Origin of the sequence: Mycolicibacterium vinylchloridicum (assembly GCF_013404075.1) — a bacterium.
GTDB lineage: Bacteria > Actinomycetota > Actinomycetes > Mycobacteriales > Mycobacteriaceae > Mycobacterium > Mycobacterium vinylchloridicum.
The window spans coordinates 1-23,575 of record NZ_JACBJQ010000071.1 but is presented as its reverse complement, the minus strand read 5'-3'; the positions used below and the strand labels follow the sequence as shown (position 1 = coordinate 23,575).

The following is a 23,575-nucleotide window of genomic DNA, read 5'->3' as shown; positions in this document are numbered from 1 at the left end:
CGATGCGTATAAGCGACAGCCGGTCGCTTGTCCTCCATCCGTGTCACCCGCCGCCCGCCGGATCGGGTCAGCCGTCCGCACAGCCGGACCAGCCTCAGGCGCCGTCATCGTCGCCGCCATCGGGTCCCAACCCGTCGTAACCGGGCACTCGTCGCGTAGCACGTCGAAGTGGCGCGGCGGGTGACACGGATGGAGGACAAGCGACCGGTCGGGGCACGCCAGGCGCGTGACCTGGTTCGGATCGCGTTCGGCCCGTCGCTGGTGGCGTTGGTGGTGATCGCCGCGGTGACGCTGCTGCAACTCGTGATCGCCAACAGCGATATGACCGGCACCCTCGGTGCCATCGCCAGCATGTGGCTGGCCGTGCACCAGGTGCCCATCTCGATCGCCGGCCATCAGCTGGCGGTTCTGCCGCTGCTCCCGGTGTTGCTGATGGTGTGGGGTACGGCGCGCACGACGGCGCACGCGACCTCGCCGCGCGCGTCGTGGTTCGTGACCCGTTGGATCGTGGCGTCCGCGCTGGGCGGTCCCCTGCTGTTCGCCGCGATCGCGCTGGCCGTCATCCACGATGCCTCGTCGGTGATCACCGAGTTGCAGACGCCGAGTGCATTGCGCGCGTTCTCCGGCGTGCTGGCCGTCCACGGGATCGGCGCGCTGATCGGGGTGGGATCCAAGCTCGGGTGGCGCACGCTGGGCGCGCTGCGGCTGCCGCTGTGGCTCGGCGACACGGTGCGCGCCGCGACGGCGGGGCTGTTGGCGTTGCTGGGACTGTCCGGTGCGGTCACCGCGGTGTCGCTGGTCGTGCACTGGGGCACCATGCACGAGCTGTACGCGGTGACGGATTCGCTGTTCGGGCAACTCAGCCTGACCTTGTTGTCGGCGCTGTATGCCCCCAACGTGATCATCGGGACATCGGCGGTCGCGGTCGGCTCCAGTGCCCACATCGGCTTTGCGACGTTCAGCTCGTTCACCGTCTTCGGCGGGGACATCCCCGCGCTGCCGATTCTGGCCGCGGTGCCGACGCCGCCGCTGGGACCGGTGTGGGTGGCACTGCTGATCGTCGGTGCGGCCGCCGGGGTCGCGGTGGGGCAGCAGTGCGCCAACCGGCCCTTGCCCTGGCCTGCCGCGATGGCCAAGCTTGCGGTCGCGTCGCTGCTGGCGGCGGTCACGATGGTCGTGCTGGGTTTCGCCGGCGGTGGGCAGCTGGGCAACTTCGGCGAGGTCGGGGTGGACCAGAGCACGTTCGGGCCCGCGGTGTTCTTCTGGTTCTTCGGCATCGGCGCCGTCACGGTGGTGATGGCCGGTGGCGTCCGGCGTCGCCCCAAGAAGGTGAAACCGCCCGAGCCGGTACCTGTGGCGCAGCCAAACCTCCAGGACGACGACGAAGCCCTCACCGCACCGATACCCGACATGGCAGACGAACCCGAACCCGAACCCGAGGCGGAGCCGGACCGGCGAGCCGACGTCGACGCCGGGGGAGAACCCGAGCCGCAACCTCCGCCGCCGGCACAGCCCGTTCGGCCCGCGCCGGACCTCGAAGACCTCGAGGACCTGATGGTCGTCGACGACGATATCGAGACGGGACCGCCCGAGCGTTGAACCCTCGCACTTGCCGATAGGCTCATCGCCGTGCAGCAACCCATCCACGTCCCGCCGAGCGCGCCGGCACGGCTCGTCGTCCTGGCGTCGGGAACCGGGTCATTGCTGAAATCACTGCTGGCCGCGGCCGTCGGCGACTATCCCGCGCGCGTCGTCGCCGTGGGGGTGGATCGCGACTGCCCGGCCGTCGACATCGCCCAGGCCGCGTCGATCCCCACATTTTGCGTGCGCCTGAAGGACTATCCCGACCGCGCCGCGTGGGACAGCGCGATCGCCGATGCCACCGCAGCGCACAATCCTGACCTCATCGTGTCGGCGGGATTCATGAAAATACTTGGCCCGGAATTCCTTTCGCGTTTCCTCGGCCGCGTCGTCAACACTCATCCGGCATTGCTACCGGCCTTTCCGGGTGCACATGCGGTGCCCGACGCGCTGGCCTATGGCGTCAGGGTGACCGGTTGCACCGTGCACCTGGTGGACGCCGGAGTGGACACCGGCCCGATCGTGGCACAGCAGGCGGTCGAGATTCTCGACGGTGACGACGAAGACACATTGCACGAACGCATCAAGGTCGTCGAACGACGGTTGTTGGTGGACGTATTGGCCGCGCTGGCGACGCGCGGCGTGACCTGGAGTGGCAGAAAGGCGACCATAGGATGACCGCGGGGACTTTGATCGGGAAGAGGCCGATCCGGCGTGCGCTGATCAGCGTGTACGACAAGAGCGGACTGATTCCGCTCGCGCAAGGTCTGCACGAGGCGGGCGTAGACATCGTCTCGACCGGGTCGACAGCCAAAACCATTGCCGACAAAGGTATTCCGGTGACCCCGGTGGAGTTCGTCACCGGTTTCCCCGAGGTACTCGACGGCCGGGTCAAGACCCTGCACCCGCACATCCACGCCGGCCTGCTGGCCGACACCCGCAGGCCCGAGCATCTCAAGGCGCTCGAAGATCTCAAGATCGCGCCGTTCGATCTCGTCGTCGTCAACCTCTACCCGTTCACCGAGACGGTGGACTCGGGCGCCGACGTCGAGGAGTGCGTGGAGCAGATCGACATCGGCGGTCCGTCGATGGTGCGTGCGTCGGCCAAGAACCATGCCAGCGTGGCCATTGTCGTCGACCCGCTCGGCTATGACGGCGTGCTCGCCGCGGTCCGGTCCGGCGGCTTCACACTCGCCGAGCGACAGAAGTTGGCGGCGTTGGCATTTCGGCACACCGCCGAGTACGACGTCGCGGTGGCCAGTTGGATGGGCTCGGTGCTGTCGCCCGAGGAGGGCCCGGGAGATGGCGGGGCGCCGGCGTTCCTGCCGCCGTGGTTCGGCCGCACCTGGCGGCGCACCTCGCAGCTGCGCTACGGCGAGAACCCGCATCAGCAGGCCGCGCTCTACCGCGACGATGCCGGCTGGCCGGGTCTGGCACAGGCCGAGCAGTTGCACGGAAAAGAGATGTCCTACAACAACTTCACCGATGCCGATGCGGCCTGGCGGGCGGCCTTCGATCACGAGCAGATCTGCGTGGCGATCATCAAGCACGCCAACCCGTGTGGCATCGCGATCTCGTCGGTCTCGGTGGCCGACGCGCACCGCAAGGCCCACGAATGTGATCCGCTGAGCGCATTCGGTGGCGTGATCGCCGCCAACACCGCGGTCACCGTGGAGATGGCCGAGATCGTGTCGGAGATCTTCACCGAGGTGATCATCGCGCCGGCCTATGAACCGGGCGCGGTGGAGATCTTGGCCCGTAAGAAGAACATTCGCGTGCTCGTGGCGTCCGAGCCGCCGGTCGGTGGGGTCGAGCTGCGGCAGATCAGCGGTGGTCTGCTGATGCAGGAGCGCGACGCGATCGACGCGCCCGGTGACGACCCGGCCAATTGGACGCTGGCCACCGGGACCCCGGCGGACCCGGCGACGTTGTCCGATCTCCGGTTCGCCTGGCGTGCCTGCCGCGCGGTCAAGTCCAACGCGATCGTGGTGGCGGCCGACGGTGCGACGGTCGGTGTCGGCATGGGCCAGGTCAACCGGGTCGATGCGGCGCGGCTCGCGGTGGAGCGCGGTGGCGAGCGGGTCCGCGGCGCGGTCGCTGCCAGCGATGCGTTCTTCCCGTTCCCGGACGGGCTCGAGACGCTGACGGCGGCCGGGGTCAAGGCGGTCGTGCACCCCGGTGGTTCGGTGCGCGACGACCTGGTCACCGAGGCCGCTGCGAAGGCCGGCGTCACGCTCTACCTCACCGGAGCGAGACACTTCGCGCACTGAGCACGCAGCAGTCGTAGCGTGGAGTGGTGACTTCACCTGACAACCTCCCCCGCACTCTTGGCGAATTGCGCGCAACCGGGCATCGGGAGCGCAGCGTCAAGCAGGAGATCCGGGAAAACCTCCTCACCGCGCTGGCGGAAGGGGATGACGTCTGGCCTGGCATTTTCGGATTCGAGGACACCGTTCTGCCGCAGCTGGAGCGGGCTCTGATCGCCGGGCACGACTTCGTCCTGCTCGGTGAGCGTGGTCAGGGCAAGACCCGGCTGCTGCGCTCGCTGCAGAACCTGCTCGACGAGTGGACGCCGGTGATCGCCGGGTCGGAACTCGGTGAGCACCCGTACACCCCGATCACCCCGCAGTCGATCCGCCGGGCGGCCGACTCCGGCGACGCACTGCCGGTCGCGTGGCGCCATCGCAGCGAGCGCTACACCGAGAAGCTCGCCACCCCGGACACCAGTGTGGCGGACCTGGTCGGTGACATCGACCCCATCAAGGTCGCCGAAGGCCGCAGTCTCGGCGATCCGGAAACGATCGCCTACGGACTGATCCCGCGGGCGCACCGCGGCATCGTCGCGGTCAACGAGCTGCCCGACCTCGCCGAGCGCATCCAGGTCTCGATGCTCAACGTGATGGAGGAGCGCGACATCCAGGTGCGCGGTTACACCTTGCGGCTGCCGCTGGACGTGCTCGTGGTCGCCAGCGCGAATCCCGAGGACTACACCAACCGCGGCCGCATCATCACCCCGCTGAAGGACCGCTTCGGCGCCGAGATCCGCACGCACTACCCGCGTGAGCTCGACGCCGAGGTCGGGGTCATCACGCAGGAAGCACACCTGTCGGCGCAGGTTCCGACCTACCTGATGCAGATCATTGCCCGCTTCGCGCGCTACCTGCGGGAGTCCAACTCCGTCGATCAGCGATCGGGGGTGTCGGCGCGGTTCGCGATCGCCGCCGCCGAGACCGTCGCGGCGTCGGCCCGTCATCGCGGCGCGGTGCTCGGCGAGGACGAGCCGGTCGCCCGGGTGGTGGACCTGGGCACCGTGATCGACGTACTGCGCGGCAAGCTGGAATTCGAGTCCGGTGAGGAGGGGCGCGAGCAGGCCGTGCTCGAGCACCTGTTGCGCCGTGCCACCGCCGACACCGCGCAGCGCACACTCGGGGGCATCGACGTCGGCCCGCTGGTGGCCGCCGTCGAGGGCGGCTCGGCGGTGACGACCGGCGAGCAGGTGGCGGCCAAGGACGTGCTGGCCGCGCTGCCCGATCTGCCGGTTATCGACGCGATCGCCAAGCGGCTGGCGGCCGAGACCGAGGGCGAGCGTGCCGCCGCGCTGGAATTGGCGCTGGAGGCGCTGTATTTGGCCAAGCGCATCGACAAGGTGACGGGGGAAGGCGAAACCGTCTATGGCTAAACCCGATCGGGGACATGCCCACGACTCGCGGTATTCGGCGTACACCGGGGGTCCTGACCCACTGGCGCCACCGGTGGATCTGCGGGACGCGCTCGAGCAGATCGGGCGGGACGTCATGGAGGGCACCTCGCCGCGGCGGGCGCTGTCCGAGTTGCTGCGCCGCGGCACCAAAGGGACCAAGGGTGCCGACCGACTGGCCGCCGAGGTCAACCGTCGGCGGCGAGAGCTGTTGAACCGCAACAACCTTGACGGCACTCTGCAGGAGATCAAGCAGCTGCTGGACGAGGCGGTGCTCGCCGAGCGCAAGGAACTGGCCCGGGCGCTCGATGACGATGCCCGGTTCGCCGAGCTGCAGATCGAGGCGTTGTCGCCGTCGCCGGCCAAGGCCGTTCAGGAGCTGTCCGAATACAACTGGCGCAGCCCCGAGGCACGCCAGAAGTACGAGCAGATCAAGGATCTGCTCGGCCGGGAGATGCTCGATCAGCGATTCGCAGGGATGAAGCAGGCGCTGGAAAACGCCACCGACGCCGACCGCCAAGCCGTCAACGAGATGCTCGACGACCTCAACGACTTGCTGGACAAGCACTCTCGCGGCGAGGACAGTCCCGACGACTTCAACGACTTCATGCGCAAGCATGGCCAGTACTTCCCGGAGAATCCGAAGAACGTCGAGGAGCTGCTCGACTCGCTGGCCAAGCGGGCCGCGGCCGCTCAGCGATTCCGTAACAGCCTGTCCGCCGACCAGCGGGCCGAGCTGGATGCCTTGGCGCAGCAGGCATTCGGGTCGCAAGAGTTGATGAACGCCCTCAACAGGCTCGACTCTCATCTGCAGGCGGCCCGGCCGGGAGAGGACTGGACGGGCTCGTCGGAGTTCTCCGGCGACAACCCTTTGGGTATGGGGGAGGGGGCGCAGGCGCTCGCCGATATCGCCGAGCTCGAGCAGCTCGCCGACCAGCTCTCGCAGAGTTACGCGGGCGCGACGATGGACGATGTCGATCTCGACGCGCTGGCTCGCCAGCTCGGTGACCAGGCCGCCATTGATGCGCGGACGCTGGCCGAGCTGGAACGCGCACTGATGAATCAAGGCTTTCTGGACCGCGGCTCCGACGGGCAGTGGCGGTTGTCGCCGAAGGCGATGCGACAACTCGGGCAAGCCGCTCTTCGTGATGTGGCCCAACAACTTTCGGGACGTCACGGCGAGCGGGAGACTCGTCGTGCGGGCGCGGCAGGCGAACTGACCGGCGCGACCCGGCCGTGGGCGTTCGGCGATACCGAGCCGTGGAACGTCACCCGCACACTGACGAACGCGGTGCTGCGTCGAGCCGGCGCCGATGCCGATGGGCCGCTGCGGATCAGCGTCGACGATGTCGAGGTGTCGGAAACCGAGACCCGCACCCAGTCGGCGGTGGCGCTGCTGGTCGACACATCGTTCTCGATGGTGATGGAGAACCGGTGGCTGCCGATGAAGCAGACCGCGTTGGCGCTCAACCATCTGGTGAGCACCCGCTTCCGGTCGGACGCACTGCAGATCATCGCCTTCGGCCGCTACGCGCGAACCGTGACTGCGGCGGAACTGACCGGACTCGAAGGCGTCTACGAGCAGGGCACCAACATGCACCACGCCCTGGCGCTGGCGGCGCGGCATCTACGTCGTCACCCCAACGCCCAACCGGTGGTGCTGATGGTCACCGACGGCGAGCCGACTGCGCATTTGGAGGATTGGGATGGGCAGGGCACGTCCGTCTTCTTCGACTATCCGACTCATCCGCGGACGAAGGCGCACACCGTGCGGGGATTCGACGAGGTCGCGCGCCTCGGGGCGCAGGTGACGATCTTCCGGTTGGGCAACGATCCCGGACTCGCCCACTTCATCGACCAGGTCGCTCGCCGGGTGGAGGGCCGGGTCGTCGTCCCCGACCTGGACGGCCTGGGCGCGGCGGTGGTCGGCGACTACTTGCGGTCGCGGCGGCGGCGGCGCTGAGCTGAGAAGCTCTCAGGTATTCAGCAAATCTTTACCCCCCACGGTCGGTCGCCCGGCCGTTAGTGTGGGCAGCAAAGAGCGTGGCAAACCAGTTTGTTATTGACGTCAACGTTCTCAGGCATGGCCTGCTGGCGAACACGTGCAACACATCGGTAACCCTGATGTTTCCCGACCGTCAATTAGCTACCCGAGGCCCGTCGAGCTCGCGTGATTGGTGTGACAAAAGCGAAGTAATTTAGTCCTCGAGTTCGCCCATACCGCTTGCTGAAGGGCAAACAGCCCCTTAGTATCTATCAGGATCTTCTAAGATTGGCATCAGCAAAGCATCGAGTTCGTCACGACCCTGGCGAACCGCACCAACAAGGGGAATTAGCAATGGCGTCACGAACTCGGCCTTTCCTGATGACCGGCGCGGCAGTGGCCAGCGCCGCTGCCATCGTCGCGGCAACACCGGCACTTGTGCCGACCCATGACCTCGCGATCGCGGCGCCCAGCCCGCTGCGGACGTCGACCGCTCAGGTCGCTTTGACGGCGATCACCGACATCACCCTCCAGGGCATCAACGATGCCTACTGGTTCGGCTGGGGCGGCTACATCACCGACACCAACACCTACTACCCGGGCGTGAGTGACATCTACCTCGCCGGCGCCTCGGGTGTCCTGTACTACCTCGTCGACAACGCTGCCGAGTCGTTCCTGCCCGGCTTCGACCTCGACAACTACTACTTCGAGATCGGCGCGCCCTCAGTGCCTTACGTGGCCGCTGGTGAGCTGTTCGGCACCGACTCGCCGATCTTCCAGGCCGCGCAGACGGTCTTCTACTACGGCGTTCCGAACGTCGTCAACTCGATCGTGGTCTCCGCGACTCAGTTGTTCCCGACCGTCGACCTCGGCCCGGTGAAGGTCGGTGGCGGCATCCTTGCCAGCCTGTACTTCTACGGCCAGACGCCGGACTACGACCCGGACACCAACACCGGATTCGCCTACAGCACCAACGGGCTGTCGGCCATCCTCGCCTACATCTCGACCTCGATCTCGGACAGCCTGCCCTCGGCAGCGGCGCTGAGCGGTGCCGCAACGGCAGCGGCCGCCGCCGTCGAAGGCGTCGTCAAGAACGTCGAGAACGCCTTGAACCCGACCGCCAGCTCCTCGGCGGCCGCGAAGACGAGCTCGAAGACGGCCGCCGCCGAAGTCAAGACCGAGTCCACCGAGAGCGGCTCGTCGACCGAGGGCACCACCTCGACCGAGGGCACCACCTCCACCGAGGAATCGTCGACCGAGGGTTCGACCGAGGACGGCAGCAGCTCGACCGGTGTCGCCTCGTCGGCGAAGCCCGCGACGAAGGCGACTAACCCCGTGAAGGCGGCTCAGAAGACGCTGAACAAGATCGGCAAGCAGATCTCGGACGCACTCGGCATCACCAAGAAGTCGAAGCCCAGCACCAAGTCCTCCAGCGACTCGGACAGCTCCAGCTCGGGCGATTCGGGCAGCTCCAGCACCGGCGGCAGCGCCAAGTAACAGTCCTATCAACAAGACTTCGGCCCCTTCCGAAAGGAAGGGGCCGAGGTTTTTTCAGGGCACTCAGGTCGGTCAGCGGGCCAGCTCTTCGGAGCCGCCCGGCTTGCGATTCCTGCGTTTGACGCCGACGCCGCCCCACAACGAGAAGCCCCGGATGGTGACCTTCGGCGCGCCGGGCGTGCCCACCCCGTCGACGTTGTGGTCGAAGCCGCCCATCACGCCGATGCCGCGGACTTCAAGGTTGACCTCCGGCGGCAGCAGAATCGTCTGCCCGCCCATGATCGAGTAGGCGTGAATTTCCACAGTCGCCGAGGTGAAGTCGGCATAGCGCAGATCGACGACACCTCCGCCGAACAACGTGAACGTGGTGATCCGGCCGGGCACATTCCAGCGGCCTCGGCGTTCGAACCCGCTCAGGATCGCCAGCAACAGAGTCTTCGGTGCGGGCTTGGATGCGCCGCGCCGATGCGATGCGTCGCTCGCCTCCGGCAAGTCCTCGGTGAGCCGATCCAGCTCCTCGTAGGTCTGCGCGGCGTAGGCCTTCGCCAGTCGCTGCTCGTACTCTCCGAGCTGCAGACGTCCCTTGGCGGCGGCGTCGGTGAGCAACTGGGCAACCTGGATACGGTCGGTGTCAGCGGCCCGCGTCGTGGCGTCCCGTGGTGTCAAGTTGCTCATCGACTACGAGCGTACGACTCTGGAAGGCAACCGCAAGAGTGTTCGCTGATCTCTCACAGTGGTGTTATCGCAGCCACCGGGGCTGTCGTTTCTCCAGGAACGCAAGCATGCCTTCGCGCGCTTCCTCGGAGACGAACAGCCGCGCGGATTCTTGCGCCAACCGCTCGGCATCGCGGTCGAATCCAGCTAGGACATCGGCCGTGGTCAGCGCTTTTGATGCGGCCAGCCCCTGGGGCGAGCCGCGGCCCAGGTCGGCCACCACTGCGGCCACCGCGGCGTCGACGTCGTCGGCGGCGAGGGTGATCAGCCCGATCTCGGCCGCCGTCACCGCGGTGAACGTCTCACCCGTGAGGTAGTAGCGGGCAGCCGCGCGCGGCGACAATTTGGGAAGCAGCGTCAGGGAAATGATCGCGGGCGCCACCCCGATGCGCGCCTCGGTGAGCGCAAACGTGCTGCGCGGCCCGGCGACCACGATGTCGCACGCTCCCACCAGGCCCAGCCCGCCGGCGCGGACATGGCCGTCGATCGCGGCTACCACCGGCACCGGCGACTCGACGATCGCACGCAGCACGAACGTGGTTTCGCGGGCGCGCGCGACGGTGGATTCGAACGGGTCGCCGCCGGCAGCTTCGCTCAGATCGGCGCCGGCACAGAACGTGCCGCCGGTATGACCCAACACCACGGTACGTACCGCGGGATCGGCCGCCGCCTTCTGCAGCCCGGCGTGCAGCTGCTCGACCAACCGCGAGGACAGCGCATTGCGGTTGTGCGGTGAGTCCAGCGTCAACCGGGCGACATGACCGTCGACTTCGTAGGTGACGAAGGTATCGGTCACGTCAGTACGACCGCGGCAGGCCCAGCGAGGTCTGGGCGACGAAGTTCAGGATCATCTCCCGACTCACCGGGGCGATCCGCGCCAACCGGGAGGCGGTGAGCATGGAGGCGATGCCGTATTCCTTCGTCAGCCCGTTACCGCCCAGGGATTGCACGGCCTGGTCGACGGCGCGGGTAGACGCCTCGCCCGCGGCGTACTTGGCCATGTTGGCGGCCTCGGCGCAGCCGAGGTCGTCGCCGTGGTCGTAGAGCGTGGCCGCCTTCTGCATCATCAATCTGGCCAGCTCGAGCTCGATGTGGTTCTGCGCCAGTGGGTGTGCGATGCCCTGATGCGCGCCGATCGGGGTCTTCCACACCTGGCGGGTCTTGACGTAGTCGGCCGCCTTGGTGAGCGCGAAGCGCCCGACCCCGATCGCGTTGGCCGACCCCATGATCCGCTCGGGGTTCAGGCCGGCAAAGAGTTGTGCGATCGCGGCGTCCTCCGAGCCCACCAGGGCATCGGCAGGCAAGCGGACGTCGTCGATGAACAGCGAGAACTGGTTCTCCGGGCTGATGATCTCCATGTCGATCTTGGTGTACGTGAAACCCGGCGTATCGGTGGGCACGATGAACAACGCCGGCTTCAGGTTGCCGGTTTTGGCGTCTTCCATCCGGCCCACGACGAGTACCGCCTGGGCCTGGTCGACGCCGGAGATGTACACCTTCTGACCGGACAGGATCCAGTCGCTGCCGTCCCGACGGGCGGTGGTGGTGATGCGATGCGAGTTCGACCCGGCGTCGGGTTCGGTGATGGCGAAGGCCATGGTGGTCGAGCCGTCCGCGATACCGGGGAGCCAGCGCTTCTTCTGGCCGTCGGTGCCGAACCTGCTGATGATCGTGCCGTTGATGGCCGGTGACACCACCATCATCAACAGCGAGCAGCCGTGGGACGCCATCTCGTCCATGACCAGCGACAATTCGTACATGCCGGCGCCGCCGCCGCCGTACTCCTCGGGCAGGTTCACCCCGATGAAGCCGAGTTTACCTGCCTCGGACCACAATTCGTCGGTGTACTCGCCTGCGCGGGCCTTCGCCAGGTAGTAGTCCTGGCCGTAGCTCGACGCCAGCGCGGCGACCGCCTTGCGCAGTTCCTGACGTTCGTCGCTCTCGATGAAGCCGGTGTCGGTCATTCTTCTCCTTCTCCCGCCGCCGGGCTCTCCACCCGGGCAAGGACGGTTCCGACGTCGACCTGCTGGCCGACGCTGACATCAAGATGGGTGACCACGCCGTCGGCGGGCGCGGTGATGGTGTGTTCCATCTTCATCGCCTCCAGCCAGACCAGTGGCTGGCCGAGTGTGACCGTGTCCCCGAGCGCCGCACCGAGGCGGATCACCGAGCCTGGCATGGGTGCCAGCAGTGAGCCCTTCTCGACGGCGGAGCCCGGTTCGGGGAACCGGGGCGCGGCGGTCAAGGTGACCGGGCCCAGCGCCGAATCGACGAAAACCTCGGTGCCGTAACGGCTTATCGCAAACGTGGTGGCGACACCGGTCCCTTCGGCCAGCACCACCCGGTCGGGTCGGGCCGACACCAGCGTCACGCCGTCATCATGGGGTAGCACCAGGCCGTCGCGGGTGAACCGGTACGCGACGCGGTGCTCCTGGTCGGCCGCGTCCAGGTAGGTCTTGTGCTGATTGCCCGACACGACGTTGCGCCAGCCACTGGGAATTTCACCAAGCACGGGGGCCGATGCGCGATTGTGGGCGGCATCGGCCAGTGCAGCCGCCACCGCAGCGAGCCGGACCGCGCGCTCATCGGCCAGCGGTCGCGCCAGTTCGGACAATCCGTGCGTGTCGAAGAAGGCCGTATCGGTAGCGCCATCCAGGAAGGCATGGTGGGCAAGGACATTGACCAGCAGATCGCGATTCGTGCGGACGCCGTGCAGTCGGGTGCGGGCAAGCGCATCGGCGAGCACCTGTGCTGCGCGTCGCCGGGTCGGGGCGTAGGCGATCACCTTCGCCAGCATCGGGTCATAGTGGATCGACACGGTCGAGGAGTCCACGATGCCGGAGTCCAGCCGGATCCCCGTGCCGGTGAACAGCCCGAAAGACGTTGTGGTTCCGGGCACCTCGAATCGGTGGATGCGCCCGGCCTGCGGTTGCCAGCACCGGGCCGGGTCCTCGGCGTAGATCCGCGCCTCGATGGCATGCCCGTGGGCCGCGGGCGGCTCTGCTACGAGTCGCTCCCCGTCGGCCACCGACAGTTGGAGCTCGACCAGATCCAGACCGGTGGTGAGCTCGGTGACGGGATGCTCGACCTGCAGCCGGGTGTTCATCTCGAGGAAGTAGAACTCGCCAGCCCGATCTGGTGAGTCGTCGGCGAGGAACTCCACCGTGCCCGCCCCGGTGTAGCCGATTGCCTCGGCCGCCAGCCGGGCGGCGGCAAACAGCCTTTCCCGCATGCCCGCAACGCGTTCGACCAGGGGAGAGGGTGCCTCTTCGATGATCTTCTGGTGCCGCCGCTGAATCGAGCACTCCCGCTCGCCGATCGCCCAGACCGTGCCGTGCTCGTCGGCGAGCACCTGCACCTCGACGTGGTGACCTCCTGCCAGATACCGCTCGCAGAACACCGTCGGATCGCCGAATGCCGATGCGGCCTCCCGGCTGGCTGCGTGCACCTGGCCGGCCAGCTCGGAGAGCTCGGTCACCACTCGCATGCCACGTCCACCGCCACCGGCCGATGCCTTCACCAGCACCGGGAGCTGTGCGTCGGTAACCGTCTCGGGGTCGAGCTCCTCGAGGACCGGCACTCCGGCGGCAGCCATCATCTTCTTGGCTTCGATCTTGGAACCCATCGACGCGACGGCTGCCACCGGCGGCCCGATCCAGGTCAGTCCGGCGTCGATGACGGCCTTGGCGAAATCGGGATTCTCGGACAGGAATCCGTAGCCGGGGTGGATGGCATCGGCCCCCGAAGCGGTCGCGGCCGCGATCAGCTGCGCGATGTCGAGGTAGCCGAGGTTGCCGTCCAGACGTACCCGGGCGTCGGCCTCCTCGACGTGCGGGGACGATGCGTCGGGGTCGGTGTACACGGCCACCGTCGCGATGCCGAGCCGGCGGCAGGTGGCGAAGACGCGGCGGGCGATCTCACCGCGATTGGCAACGAGAACTCGGGTAATCATCGCGCTCACATCCGGAAGACGCCGAAGTTCGACGTTCCCTCGATCGGTGCATTGGCTATGGCGGACAGGCACATTCCCAGTACCGTGCGGGTGTCGCGGGGATCGATCACCCCGTCGTCGTAGAGCCGGCCGGACAGGAACATCGGCAGTGACTCGGCTTCGATCTGGGCCTCGACGGCGGCTCGGAGCGCGGCATCGGCTTGTTCGTCGACCGTTCCGCCGCGGGCCTCGGTGGCCGCGCGGTTCACGATCGACAGCACGCCCGCCAGTTGCGCGCCGCCCATCACCGCGGACTTGGCACTCGGCCAGGCGAACAGGAAGCGCGGATCATAAGCGCGGCCGCACATTCCGTAATGGCCGGCCCCATACGAAGCGCCGATCAGCAGGGAGATGTGCGGGACCCGCGAGTTGGAGACGGCGTTGATCATCATCGAGCCGTGTTTGATCATCCCGCCTTCCTCATAGGCCTTGCCGACCATGTAGCCGGTCGTGTTGTGCAGGAACAACAACGGGGTGTTGGACCGGTTGGCCAGTTGGATGAACTGCGTCGCCTTCTGGGACTCCTCGCTGAACAGAACACCGCGAGCGTTGGCGAGGATACCCACCGGATAGCCGTGCAGCGTGGCCCAGCCGGTCACCAGGGATGCCCCGTACATCGCCTTGAATTCGTCGAAGTCGGAGCCGTCGACGATGCGGGCGATCACCTCGCGGGGATCGAACGGTATTCGCAGATCAGCGGAGACGATGCCCAGCAGCTCGTCGGGGTCGGCGAGCGGCGCGGTGACGGGACGCGGTGTCGGCCCCTGTTTGGTCCAGTTGAGCCGCGAGACGATACGACGTCCGATGCGGATGGCATCGACCTCGTCGACGGCGAAGTAGTCGGCCAAACCCGATACCCTGGCGTGCATTTCGGCCCCACCCAGGGATTCGTCGTCGGCCTCCTCGCCGGTGGCCATCTTCACCAGCGGGGGACCGGCCAGGAAGACCTTCGACCGTTCCTTGATCATCACGACGTGATCGGACATGCCCGGGATGTAGGCGCCGCCTGCGGTCGAATTGCCGAACACCAATGCGATGGTGGGGATGCCCGCCGCGGAGAGCCGGGTCAGGTCCCGGAACATCTGACCGCCCGGGATGAAGATCTCCTTCTGGGTCGGCAGATCCGCACCGCCGGACTCCACGAGTGAGATCACCGGCAGCCGGTTCTCGAAGGCCACCTGATTGGCTCGCAGGATCTTCTTCAGCGTCCAGGGGTTACTCGTGCCGCCCTTGACGGTGGGATCGTTGGCAATGAGCAGGCATTCGACACCCTCGACCACACCGATACCCGTCACGAGGCTGGCGCCGACCTGGAAATCGCTGCCGTAGGCGGCCAGTGGGCACAGTTCCAGGAACGGTGAATCGGGGTCGACCAGCAGCTCGATGCGTTCGCGAGCGGTGAGCTTGCCGCGATTATGGTGCCGGTCAACGTATTTCGGGCCACCACCGGCCAGCGCCTTGGCCAGTTCACCGTCGATCTCGGCGAGCTTTTCCGCCATGGCCTCGGCCGCCTCGAGGAAGGTCGGCGCCTGCGGGTCGACCACGCTGCTCAACCGTGTCATGCCTGGAACCCCAGCGCCTTGGCGGCCAGGCTGGTCAGGATTTCGGTGGTTCCGCCGCCGATGCCGAGGATCCGCATGTCCCGGTACTGGCGTTCGACTTCACATTCGGTCATGTAGCCCATCCCTCCGAACAGTTGAACGGCTTGGTGCGCAACCCATTCACCGGCTTCCACCGCAGTGTTCTTGGCGAAGCACACCGCCACGATCAAGTCTTGCTCCCCTGACAATTGCCGCTCCACGACAGCGCGCGAATACACCCGCGCCACGTCGATGCGGCGGGCCATCTCGGCCAGCGTGTTCTGCACCGACTGCCGCGAGATCAGCGGACGGCCGAACGTCTCCCGGTCGCGACACCACTGCACCGTCAGGTCCAGGCAGCGCTGCGCGGACGAATATGCCTGGGCGGCAAGGCCGATTCGCTCGGCCACGAAGGCCTGCGCGATCTGGGCGAAGCCGGTGTTCTCGGCTCCCACCAGATTGGCCGCCGGCACTCGTGCCTCGGAATACGAGAGCTCGGCGGTGTCCGAGGACCGCCACCCCATCTTGTCCAGCCTGCGGGTGACGTCAAACCCCGGTGTGCCCTTCTCCACCACGAGCAGCGAAACTCCGGATGCCCCGAGAAGCTCGGAGCCGCCGGTCCGCACGGCGGTGACGACATAGTCGGCACGCACGCCCGAGGTGATGTAGGTCTTGGCGCCGTTGACGACGTATTCGTCGCCGGCCCGCGTCGCCGCCGTGCGCAGGTGGCCGACATCGGAACCCCCACCCGGCTCGGTGATGGCCAGTGCACCGATCAACTCACCACGCAGCGTCGGTCGGACGAACTTCTCGATGAGCCGCTCGTCGCGGGAGGCGACCATGTGCGGCACCGCGATCCCGCAGGTGAACAGCGAGGCGAAAACCCCGCCGGGAGTGCCGGCTTCGTGCAGCTCCTCGCAGATGATCAGCGAGTCCGCGGCGTCGCCGCCACCGCCGCCGACGGATTCCGGTAGCTCGGCGCCCAGCAGTCCGGCAGCGGCTGCCTTCCGGTGCAGATCACGCGGAAGCTCACCGGCGCGTTCCCACTCCTCGATGTGGGGCAGGATCTCCCGCTCGGCGAAACTGCGCACGGTCTTGCGCAGCTGCTGGCGTTCCGGGGTGTTCCAGATGCTCACGACAGGATCCCCTCCGGGATGTCGATGTGTCGGCTTCGCAGCCATTCGCCGAGGCCCTTGGCCTGCGGATCGAACCGCGCCTGGTAGGCCACCCCTTGGCCGAGGATGCCGTCGATGACGAAGTTCAGCGCGCGCAGGTTCGGCAGCAGGTGCCGGGAAACCGGGAGATCCTGTGTCTCCGGCAGCAATTCGCGCAGGGCGTCCACCGTCAGTGTGTGCGCCAGCCAACGCCACTGTTCGTCGGTGCGAACCCACAGTCCGACGTTGGCCGCCCCACCCTTGTCCCCGCTGCGCGCCCCGGCGATCGTGCCCAGTGGCAGCCGCCGGGTCGGCCCGGGATCACGAGGTTGGGGAAGCGGCGGTGCCTCCACGTCGGCGAGCTCGAGAGTTGAAGCGGCAGAGGCAATGTCGGTACGGGTTCCATCGGGATGTACGGCGACCTGCGCGACTTCTGTGGCCGGTACGTAGCCGGCGGTGAAAACACCGTAGACCTGACCGTCGCCGGGCGGCGCGGTGGAGGTGAAGCCGGGGTAGGAAGCCAGTGCGAGTTCGACAGCGGCCGAGGAGAATTGGCGGCCGACCTTCTTGGGATCGGGATCACGCACGACGCAACTCAGCAGTGCGCTGGCCGCTTCCTCGGTGTCGGCATCGACGTGGTCGGTCCGGGCCAGCGTCCACCCCATCTCGGCGGGTTTCACGCTCAGCGCCGACTCCAGCTGGCTGCGTACCAGCGCGGCCTTGGCCTCGACGTCCAGGCCGGTGAGTACGAACGTCACCGCGTTGCGGAACCCGCCGATGCTGTTCAGTGACACCTTCAACGACGGCGGCGGCGGCTCCCCGCGCACACCACTGATGCGGACGCGGTCGGGCCCGTCGTCGGCCAGCGCGATGGTGTCGAAGCGGGTGGTGACATCGGGGTTGGCGTAGCGCGGCCCGCCGATCTCGTAGAGCAGCTGGGCGGTCACGGTGCCCACGCTGACCTGGCCGCCGGTGCCGGGATGCTTGGTGATCACCGAGGAGCCGTCGGCGTAGACCTCCGCGAGCGGGAAGCCGGCGTGAGCGAGGTCCGCGATCTCGGTGAAGAAGGCGTAGTTGCCTCCGGTGGCCTGCACACCGCATTCGATGACGTGGCCGGCGACCACCGCGCCCGCCAGCTGGTCGTAGTCGTCGCGACCCCATCCGAAATGCGCAGCGGCAGGACCCACCACGACGGAGGCGTCGGTGACCCGGCCGGTGACGACGACGTCCGCACCGGCCTGCAGGCAGTCCGCGATGCCCCACGCGCCCAGGTAGGCATTGGCGGTCAGCGGCGAGCCCAGTCCGAGGTCGGCGGCGCGGGGGAGAAGGTCGTCGCCTTCGACGTGGGCGACCGACGCCGGGATGCCGAGACGGTCGGCGAGCGCTCGGACAGCATCGGCCAGGCCTGCCGGATTCAGACCGCCGGCGTTGGCGACGATGCGCACACCCCGGTCCCGCGCCAACCCCAGGCATTCCTCAAGCTGGGTCAGGAAGGTCTTGGCGTATCCGCGCTCGGGATACTTCATCTTGTCGCGGCCCAGAATCAGCATCGTGAGCTCGGCCAGGTAATCGCCGGTCAGGTAGTCCAGCTCACCGCCGGTGAGCATCTCGCGCATCGCAGCGATGCGGTCACCGTAGAAGCCTGAACAGTTGCCGATCCGCACCGCATTTGCCACGCGCGCTGTCTTCCCTTCGACGATTCCAACCCCCAGTCGCTCCGCTCCTGCCCGCCGACCAACCAACTGGTAGGTTACTGGCGGGTACCAGCCTCCAGTCAAGGGGCGGGAGGGCCTGCCGGGACGTTTTGGAGCCGACGCAGGTGAGCGGCTATCCTGAACTGCAACTGTTGGCCGCCGGTATGTGTACGTCTCTGCGCGGCGCCACCCCTGATCAAGGAGAAGCACGTCATGGCTGTGCCCAAGCGCAGAATGTCGCGCGCGAACACCCGCAGTCGGCGCGCGCAGTGGAAGGCCGAGGCCACCGGTCTGGTCAACGTTTCCGTCGGCGGCCGTCAGCACAAGGTTCCGCGCCGGTTGCTCAAGGCCGCGCGCCTCGGATTGATCGATCTCGACAAGCGCTGAGCACGTTCGCCAACCGCGAATTGCCTGCTAGTGCGGCGTGCCTCTCAGGCCAATCTCAGGCGTTGGGCACAAACTGGTAGCCGTGCGAATTCTTGTCGTTGATGATGATCGCGCAGTGCGCGAATCCTTGCGCCGGTCTCTTTCCTTCAACGGATACTCCGTAGACCTGGCGCAGGACGGTGTCGAGGCACTCGACGCGATCGCCAATGACCGGCCCGATGCACTGGTACTCGACGTGATGATGCCCCGGCTGGACGGGCTGGAAGTGTGTCGTCAGCTGCGCAGCACCGGCGATGATCTGCCGATCCTGGTACTGACGGCCCGTGACTCGGTATCGGAGCGGGTGGCCGGCTTGGACGCCGGTGCCGACGATTACCTGCCTAAACCGTTCGCCCTCGAAGAGCTGCTGGCCCGGATGCGTGCCCTGCTGCGCCGAACCGGCCCCGAGGAGCAGTCCGATTCGGCATTGATGACGTTCGGCGACCTGACGCTGGACCCGGTGACCCGCGAGGTACACCGGGGCAAACGCGCCATCAGCCTGACCCGGACCGAATTCGCCCTGCTGGAGATGCTCATCGCCAATCCGCGCCGGGTCCTGACCCGCAGTCGGATCCTCGAAGAGGTGTGGGGTTTCGACTTTCCGACCTCCGGTAATGCGCTGGAGGTGTACGTCGGTTATCTACGCCGAAAGACCGAAGCAGAAGGAGAACCGCGGCTGATCCATACCGTGCGGGGTGTGGGTTATGTGCTGCGTGAGACACCGCCCTGATGGCACGACTGAGGCGGCGCGCGCGAGCCTCGCGGGCGCCCGAGGAATCGACGACATCGCTGTCTCTGCGATGGCGGGTCATGCTGCTGGCCATGTCCATGGTGGCGATGGTGGTCGTGTTGATGGCTGTCGCGGTGTACGCCGTGGTGTCGGCCGCGCTCTACACCGATATCGACAATCAGCTGCAGAGCCGGGCGGGATTGCTCATCGCCAGCGGATCGCTGGCTGCCGACCCGGGCAAGGCGATCGAGGGCACGGCGTATTCCGACGTCAACGCGATGCTCGTCAATCCGGGCCGGTCGATCTACACGGCAAATCAGCAGGGGCAGCGGCTGCCGATCGGTGAGCCCGAGAAATCCGTCATCGGCGGCGAGCTACTGATGTCTCGCCGGACGGTGTCCAACCAGCGGGTGCTGGCGGTCCACCTGCCCAACGGGAGCTCTCTGCTGATCTCGAAGAGCCTTGCGCCCACGAATGCGGTGATGACGAAGCTGAAGTGGGTGCTGCTGGCGGTTGGCGGTATCGGTGTCGTGGTCGCCGCGATCGCAGGCGGAATGGTGGCGCGGACCGGGTTGCGGCCGGTGGCTCGGTTGACCGAGGCAGCCGAGCGGGTGGCGCGCACTGACGATCTGCGACCTATTCCGGTATTCGGCAGTGACGAACTGGCCCGGCTCACCGAGACGTTCAACACGATGCTTCGCGCGTTGACCGAGTCGCGCGAGCGGCAGGCCCGGCTGGTTGCCGACGCCGGGCACGAGTTGCGCACACCGCTGACCTCGCTGCGGACCAACGTCGAATTGCTGATGGCCTCGATGCAGCCGGGTGCCCCGCGATTGCCGGAAGAGGAGATGGCCGAGCTGCGCACTGACGTGATCGGCCAGATCGAGGAATTGTCCACTCTGGTAGGCGATCTCGTCGACCTCACGCGTGAGGACGCCGGCGGGGTGGTGCACGAGGCGGTCGATCTGAGTGACGTCGTCGAGCGAAGCCTGGAGCGGGCGCGCCGGCGCCGCAACGATGTCCAGTTCGACGTCGACGTCATCGGGTGGCAGGTGTACGGCGATCCCGCCGGACTGTCGCGGGCCGTGGTCAACCTGCTCGACAACGCCGCGAAGTGGAGCCCGTCGGGTGCCCATGTCGGTGTGCGGCTCCGTCAGGTGGACGCAGCACACGCCGAACTCGTGGTGTCCGACTACGGCCCGGGGATTCCCCCCGCGGAACGCGGTCTGGTCTTCGAGCGGTTCTACCGGTCGGCTTCGGCGCGGGCCATGCCCGGTTCGGGCCTCGGTCTGGCGATCGTCAAGCAGGTTGTCGTCAAGCATGGCGGAATGATTCGCATCGCCGACACGGTGCCGGGCGGCCAGCCACCGGGCACGTCGTTCTTCGTCCTGCTGCCCGGCCTGCCGAGCACGGCGGCTACCTATCCGGAAGCTTCAGCTGAGAGCGAAATCACGTCGAAAACGGCCAAGAAGAACGGTGATCGCGGGGCATCCCAGCAAAAACCACCGGTTGCGCCGAGTGTTATCTCAGTCGATTCTCAGTAGTGCAAGGCAAGCTTGGTTCAACAGTGTTCTCCCAGCTCGTGAAGAGAAAGAGCGATCTGACGACATGACCGACCCCTCGAGGTATCCGCCGCAGCAGCAGCCCGGTCACTCAGGCCATCCTGGGCCGAATCAGCATGCGGCACCGGGATATTCGCAGCAGCCCCGAACGGCCGGTTACCAGCAGCCCTACGACTGGCGCTATGCCACTCAACAGCAGCAGCCGGGATATCGTCAGCCCTACGATCCGTATCAGGCTGTGCGACAAGGACATCCGGCCACTGCGCCGGGGATGGTGTCGACGCCACCGCGCGGGCGTTCGCGCGCAGGGGCGTTGGCGGCGGGAGCCCTGGCGATCGCCGTCGTGTCGGCGGGAGTCGGCGGCGGCGTGGTGTTGCTGGCCCAGCCGGACCGGCAACCGATCGGCTCCGTGCTGCAGGGTGGGCCGAACGGGGTGTCCAATGTCCCGGCGGCCAACCTGCCCGTGGGATCTGTCGAGCAGGTGGCGGCCAAGGTGGTCCCGAGCGTCGTCAAGCTCGAGACCGAGTTCGGTCGTCAGTCCGAGGAGGGCTCGGGCATCATCCTGTCGTCGGACGGATTGATCCTGACCAACAACCACGTCGTGGCCGCCGCCAAGCCCGGCGCCGCTCCTCCCGCTGCGCCGCCGACGATCCCGGGTCTGCCGCCACTGGCTCCGAGCGGGCCCGGCGGCCCGGGCGCCCTGCCGAACGGCGGAGCTCCCACCACGACAGTGACATTCGCCGACGGCCGGACCGCAACCTTCACCGTCATCGGCACCGACCCGGCCAGTGACATCGCGGTCGTGCGGGCGCAGGGCGTTTCGGGTCTGACGCCGATCAGCCTGGGCTCGTCGTCGAATCTGCGGGTCGGCCAGGACGTGGTGGCGGTCGGCTCGCCGCTGGGTCTGGAAGGCACCGTCACGACCGGCATCGTCAGCGCCTTGAACCGCCCGGTGGCCACCGGTGGCGACGCCAACAACCAGAACACCGTGCTCGACGCCATTCAGACCGATGCCGCGATCAACCCGGGTAACTCCGGCGGCGCGCTGGTCAACATGAGCGGCGAACTGGTGGGGGTGAACTCGGCGATCGCCACTCTCGGTGGCGACTCGCCGGATGCCCAGAGCGGTTCGATCGGCCTGGGCTTCGCCATTCCGGTGGATCAGGCCAAGCGGATCGCCGACGAGCTGATCAGCACGGGCACGGCCTCGCACGCGTCACTGGGCGTGCAGGTCAGCAATGACACCACCACTCACGGAGCGAAGATCGTCGACGTGACCAAGGGGGGTGCGGCCGCCGCCGCCGGCCTGCCCACCGGCGTGGTGGTCACCAAGGTCGACGACCGGGTGATCGGCAGCGCCGACGCCCTGGTCGCCGCGGTCCGGTCGCGGGCACCGGGAGAAAAGGTGACCCTGACCTATACCGATCCGTCCGGGTCGGCCCAGACCGTGTCGGTGACGCTCGGAAAGGCGGCCCAGTGATCCGGGTGGTGGGTGAACATCCCGTGACGCTGACCAGCGCGACTGCCGCGATGTCGGCGCTCGGATATACGGTGACTCCCATGGAACAGCCAGGGGAGCTGGTGGGGCGTGCCCTCGTCGTCGTCGTCGACGACCGCACGGCCCACGGCGATGAGGAGGACCACAGCGGGCCGTTGGTCACCGAGCTGCTCGCGGAGGCGGGCTTCGTGGTGGACGGCGTGGTTGTGGTGTCGGCCGACGAGGTCGAGATTCGCAATGCGCTGAACACCGCTGTCATCGGTGGTGTCGACCTTGTGGTGTCAGTAGGCGGGACGGGTGTCACCCCGCGTGACGTCACGCCGGAGGCCACCAAGACCATCCTCGACCGCGAGCTGCTCGGTATCTCCGAGGCGCTGCGTGCCTCTGGCCTGTCGGCCGGGATCACCGACGCGGGCCTGTCACGCGGTCTCGCCGGGATCTCCGGCAGCACTCTGGTCGTCAACATCGCCGGCTCGCGCTATGCGGTTCGCGACGGCATGGCAACGCTGAACCCGCTGGCGACCCATGTCATCGGCGAGCTGTCCAGCCTGGAGATCTAGGCAAGCTCCGCAGAGAGTCTTGACGGACGCCGCTGGTAGCGGCGTACCGTCAATTAAGAGCGCCGCAGCGGGGGTCGCATGAGTTGTGTTACGACCCTGTGAACTGCGCAAATATCAAGATTGTGATCTTTGTCACAATTATGGGGTGATGTGATGTCCAGTTCGCGGCAGAACCGATCCGCAGTTAACAAGATCTTCGGTACCGAACTTCCTCAGGAGTCCTCCGATGAACGCGATCCGGGCGACGATTCGGACGCCGCGGATCGAGAGCAGTGGTTCCGGGATAACGTTCCGCCGCACCACCATTGATAATCGGAAGGTGTCGGCCTATCAGGATGGTGGCCGTGGTGTCGGTGACCGCCGACGGCCGGCCGGGTCCGCACGGTCGCCGGGCCAATCGCCGGCGGCCTCCCAGCAAACTTCCCCACGCAAAAACTGATTCGGCGCACCGCGCGCCTATGCGTTGCCGCCCAGATGCCATCCCGTTATGTTCCTCGTGTCAACGATGAGCAGAGCGTAAGAGCAGGTTGTGAGGACTCTCATTGAACTGCCGAGCGCAGTGTGCGGTGTCAGCATGTTGGGCACCGCGGCACGATCCAAACACTCGGTGAGCCCGCGGGTCCGCCGTCGACATAGCTAGGGAGAACATGAAGGTAATCGGTCGGGTACTGGTGGCGATGATCGCTGCCGTCGCGGCGTTGTTCGTCGGGACAGGTACCTCACACGCGGGTTTGGACAATGAGCTGAGTCTGGTTGACGGCGGTGGCCGCACGATGACGGTTCAGCAGTGGGACACCTTCCTCAACGGCGTGTTCCCCCTGGACCGCAACCGGCTGACCCGGGAGTGGTTCCACTCCGGCAAGGCTGTCTACAGCGTGGTCGGCCCGGGTGCTGACGAGTTCGCGGG

At 67.1% G+C, this 23,575-nt stretch carries 19 protein-coding genes; 12 read left to right on the top strand and 7 right to left on the bottom strand.

Features of this window, described 5'->3' with window-relative positions; genetic code table 11:
• Window positions 1-189 precede the first annotated feature (189 nt).
• The 6 genes from HPC46_RS30615 to HPC46_RS30590 all read left to right on the top strand — a co-directional run bounded on the left by HPC46_RS30615 (window position 190) and on the right by HPC46_RS30590 (window position 8,759).
• The gene (locus HPC46_RS30615; RefSeq protein WP_179475876.1) at window positions 190-1,599 is read left to right on the top strand and encodes a cell division protein PerM; all 1,410 of its coding nucleotides are present in this window, start codon (window positions 190-192) and stop codon (window positions 1,597-1,599) included.
• A 30-nt stretch (window positions 1,600-1,629) separates the two neighbouring features.
• On the top strand, window positions 1,630-2,259 hold the full coding sequence (gene purN / locus HPC46_RS30610; RefSeq protein WP_179475875.1) for a phosphoribosylglycinamide formyltransferase: 630 nt from the start codon (window positions 1,630-1,632) through the stop codon (window positions 2,257-2,259).
• The gene (purH, locus tag HPC46_RS30605) at window positions 2,256-3,851 is read left to right on the top strand and encodes a bifunctional phosphoribosylaminoimidazolecarboxamide formyltransferase/IMP cyclohydrolase (protein ID WP_179475874.1); all 1,596 of its coding nucleotides are present in this window, start codon (window positions 2,256-2,258) and stop codon (window positions 3,849-3,851) included. Before purN ends, purH begins: the two co-directional genes overlap by 4 nt.
• Before the next feature lie 23 nt (window positions 3,852-3,874).
• Window positions 3,875-5,260, top strand: a complete 1,386-nt coding sequence (locus HPC46_RS30600; RefSeq protein WP_179475873.1) for a sigma 54-interacting transcriptional regulator — start codon at window positions 3,875-3,877, stop codon at window positions 5,258-5,260.
• Window positions 5,253-7,241, top strand: coding sequence for a vWA domain-containing protein (locus HPC46_RS30595; RefSeq protein WP_179475872.1), 1,989 nt, complete (start codon window positions 5,253-5,255; stop codon window positions 7,239-7,241). The genes HPC46_RS30600 and HPC46_RS30595 overlap by 8 nt, the downstream gene beginning before the upstream one ends.
• A gap of 375 nt (window positions 7,242-7,616) precedes the next feature.
• Window positions 7,617-8,759, top strand: coding sequence for a hypothetical protein (locus HPC46_RS30590; protein WP_179475871.1), 1,143 nt, complete (start codon window positions 7,617-7,619; stop codon window positions 8,757-8,759).
• 72 nt (window positions 8,760-8,831) lie between these two features.
• Here the strand turns inward: HPC46_RS30590 and HPC46_RS30585 are convergent, their stop codons facing one another.
• The 7 genes from HPC46_RS30585 to HPC46_RS30555 form a co-directional block, all read right to left on the bottom strand.
• Window positions 8,832-9,434, bottom strand: coding sequence for a DUF1707 SHOCT-like domain-containing protein (locus HPC46_RS30585; protein ID WP_179475870.1), 603 nt, complete (start codon window positions 9,432-9,434; stop codon window positions 8,832-8,834).
• 64 nt (window positions 9,435-9,498) lie between these two features.
• Window positions 9,499-10,269 (bottom strand): enoyl-CoA hydratase family protein, encoded by a 771-nt coding sequence (locus HPC46_RS30580; RefSeq protein ID WP_179475869.1) that lies wholly within the window; start codon window positions 10,267-10,269, stop codon window positions 9,499-9,501.
• A gap of 1 nt (window position 10,270) precedes the next feature.
• Window positions 10,271-11,437 carry an acyl-CoA dehydrogenase family protein gene (locus HPC46_RS30575; protein WP_179475868.1) on the bottom strand — a complete coding sequence of 389 codons (1,167 nt, stop codon included), beginning with the start codon at window positions 11,435-11,437 and terminating at the stop codon, window positions 10,271-10,273.
• A complete protein-coding gene (locus tag HPC46_RS30570; protein ID WP_179475867.1) occupies window positions 11,434-13,425 on the bottom strand; it encodes an acetyl/propionyl/methylcrotonyl-CoA carboxylase subunit alpha in 1,992 nt (663 codons plus the stop codon). The genes HPC46_RS30575 and HPC46_RS30570 overlap by 4 nt, the downstream gene beginning before the upstream one ends.
• A 5-nt stretch (window positions 13,426-13,430) precedes the next feature.
• Window positions 13,431-15,026 carry an acyl-CoA carboxylase subunit beta gene (locus HPC46_RS30565; protein WP_179475866.1) on the bottom strand — a complete coding sequence of 532 codons (1,596 nt, stop codon included), beginning with the start codon at window positions 15,024-15,026 and terminating at the stop codon, window positions 13,431-13,433.
• On the bottom strand, window positions 15,023-16,180 hold the full coding sequence (locus tag HPC46_RS30560; RefSeq protein ID WP_179475865.1) for an acyl-CoA dehydrogenase family protein: 1,158 nt from the start codon (window positions 16,178-16,180) through the stop codon (window positions 15,023-15,025). Before HPC46_RS30560 ends, HPC46_RS30565 begins: the two co-directional genes overlap by 4 nt.
• Window positions 16,177-17,862 carry an acyclic terpene utilization AtuA family protein gene (locus HPC46_RS30555; RefSeq protein ID WP_179475877.1) on the bottom strand — a complete coding sequence of 562 codons (1,686 nt, stop codon included), beginning with the start codon at window positions 17,860-17,862 and terminating at the stop codon, window positions 16,177-16,179. Before HPC46_RS30555 ends, HPC46_RS30560 begins: the two co-directional genes overlap by 4 nt.
• A 243-nt stretch (window positions 17,863-18,105) precedes the next feature.
• Between HPC46_RS30555 and rpmF the strand changes: the two genes are divergently transcribed.
• From rpmF to HPC46_RS30525, 6 genes are all read left to right on the top strand, one after another.
• On the top strand, window positions 18,106-18,279 hold the full coding sequence (rpmF, locus tag HPC46_RS30550; RefSeq protein WP_005139771.1) for a 50S ribosomal protein L32: 174 nt from the start codon (window positions 18,106-18,108) through the stop codon (window positions 18,277-18,279).
• A gap of 82 nt (window positions 18,280-18,361) precedes the next feature.
• Window positions 18,362-19,048 carry a response regulator transcription factor gene (locus HPC46_RS30545; RefSeq protein ID WP_036420697.1) on the top strand — a complete coding sequence of 229 codons (687 nt, stop codon included), beginning with the start codon at window positions 18,362-18,364 and terminating at the stop codon, window positions 19,046-19,048.
• Window positions 19,048-20,592: a HAMP domain-containing sensor histidine kinase gene (locus HPC46_RS30540; RefSeq protein ID WP_179475864.1), complete on the top strand. Its 1,545-nt coding sequence runs from the start codon at window positions 19,048-19,050 to the stop codon at window positions 20,590-20,592. Before HPC46_RS30545 ends, HPC46_RS30540 begins: the two co-directional genes overlap by 1 nt.
• 64 nt (window positions 20,593-20,656) lie before the next feature.
• Window positions 20,657-22,090 (top strand): S1C family serine protease, encoded by a 1,434-nt coding sequence (locus HPC46_RS30535; protein ID WP_179475863.1) that lies wholly within the window; start codon window positions 20,657-20,659, stop codon window positions 22,088-22,090.
• Window positions 22,091-22,140: 50 nt separating this feature from the next.
• Window positions 22,141-22,668 (top strand): MogA/MoaB family molybdenum cofactor biosynthesis protein, encoded by a 528-nt coding sequence (locus HPC46_RS30530; RefSeq protein WP_036421232.1) that lies wholly within the window; start codon window positions 22,141-22,143, stop codon window positions 22,666-22,668.
• Window positions 22,669-23,315: 647 nt separating this feature from the next.
• A partial coding sequence (locus tag HPC46_RS30525) for an MspA family porin (protein WP_179475862.1) occupies window positions 23,316-23,575 on the top strand: 260 nt, incomplete at its 3' end.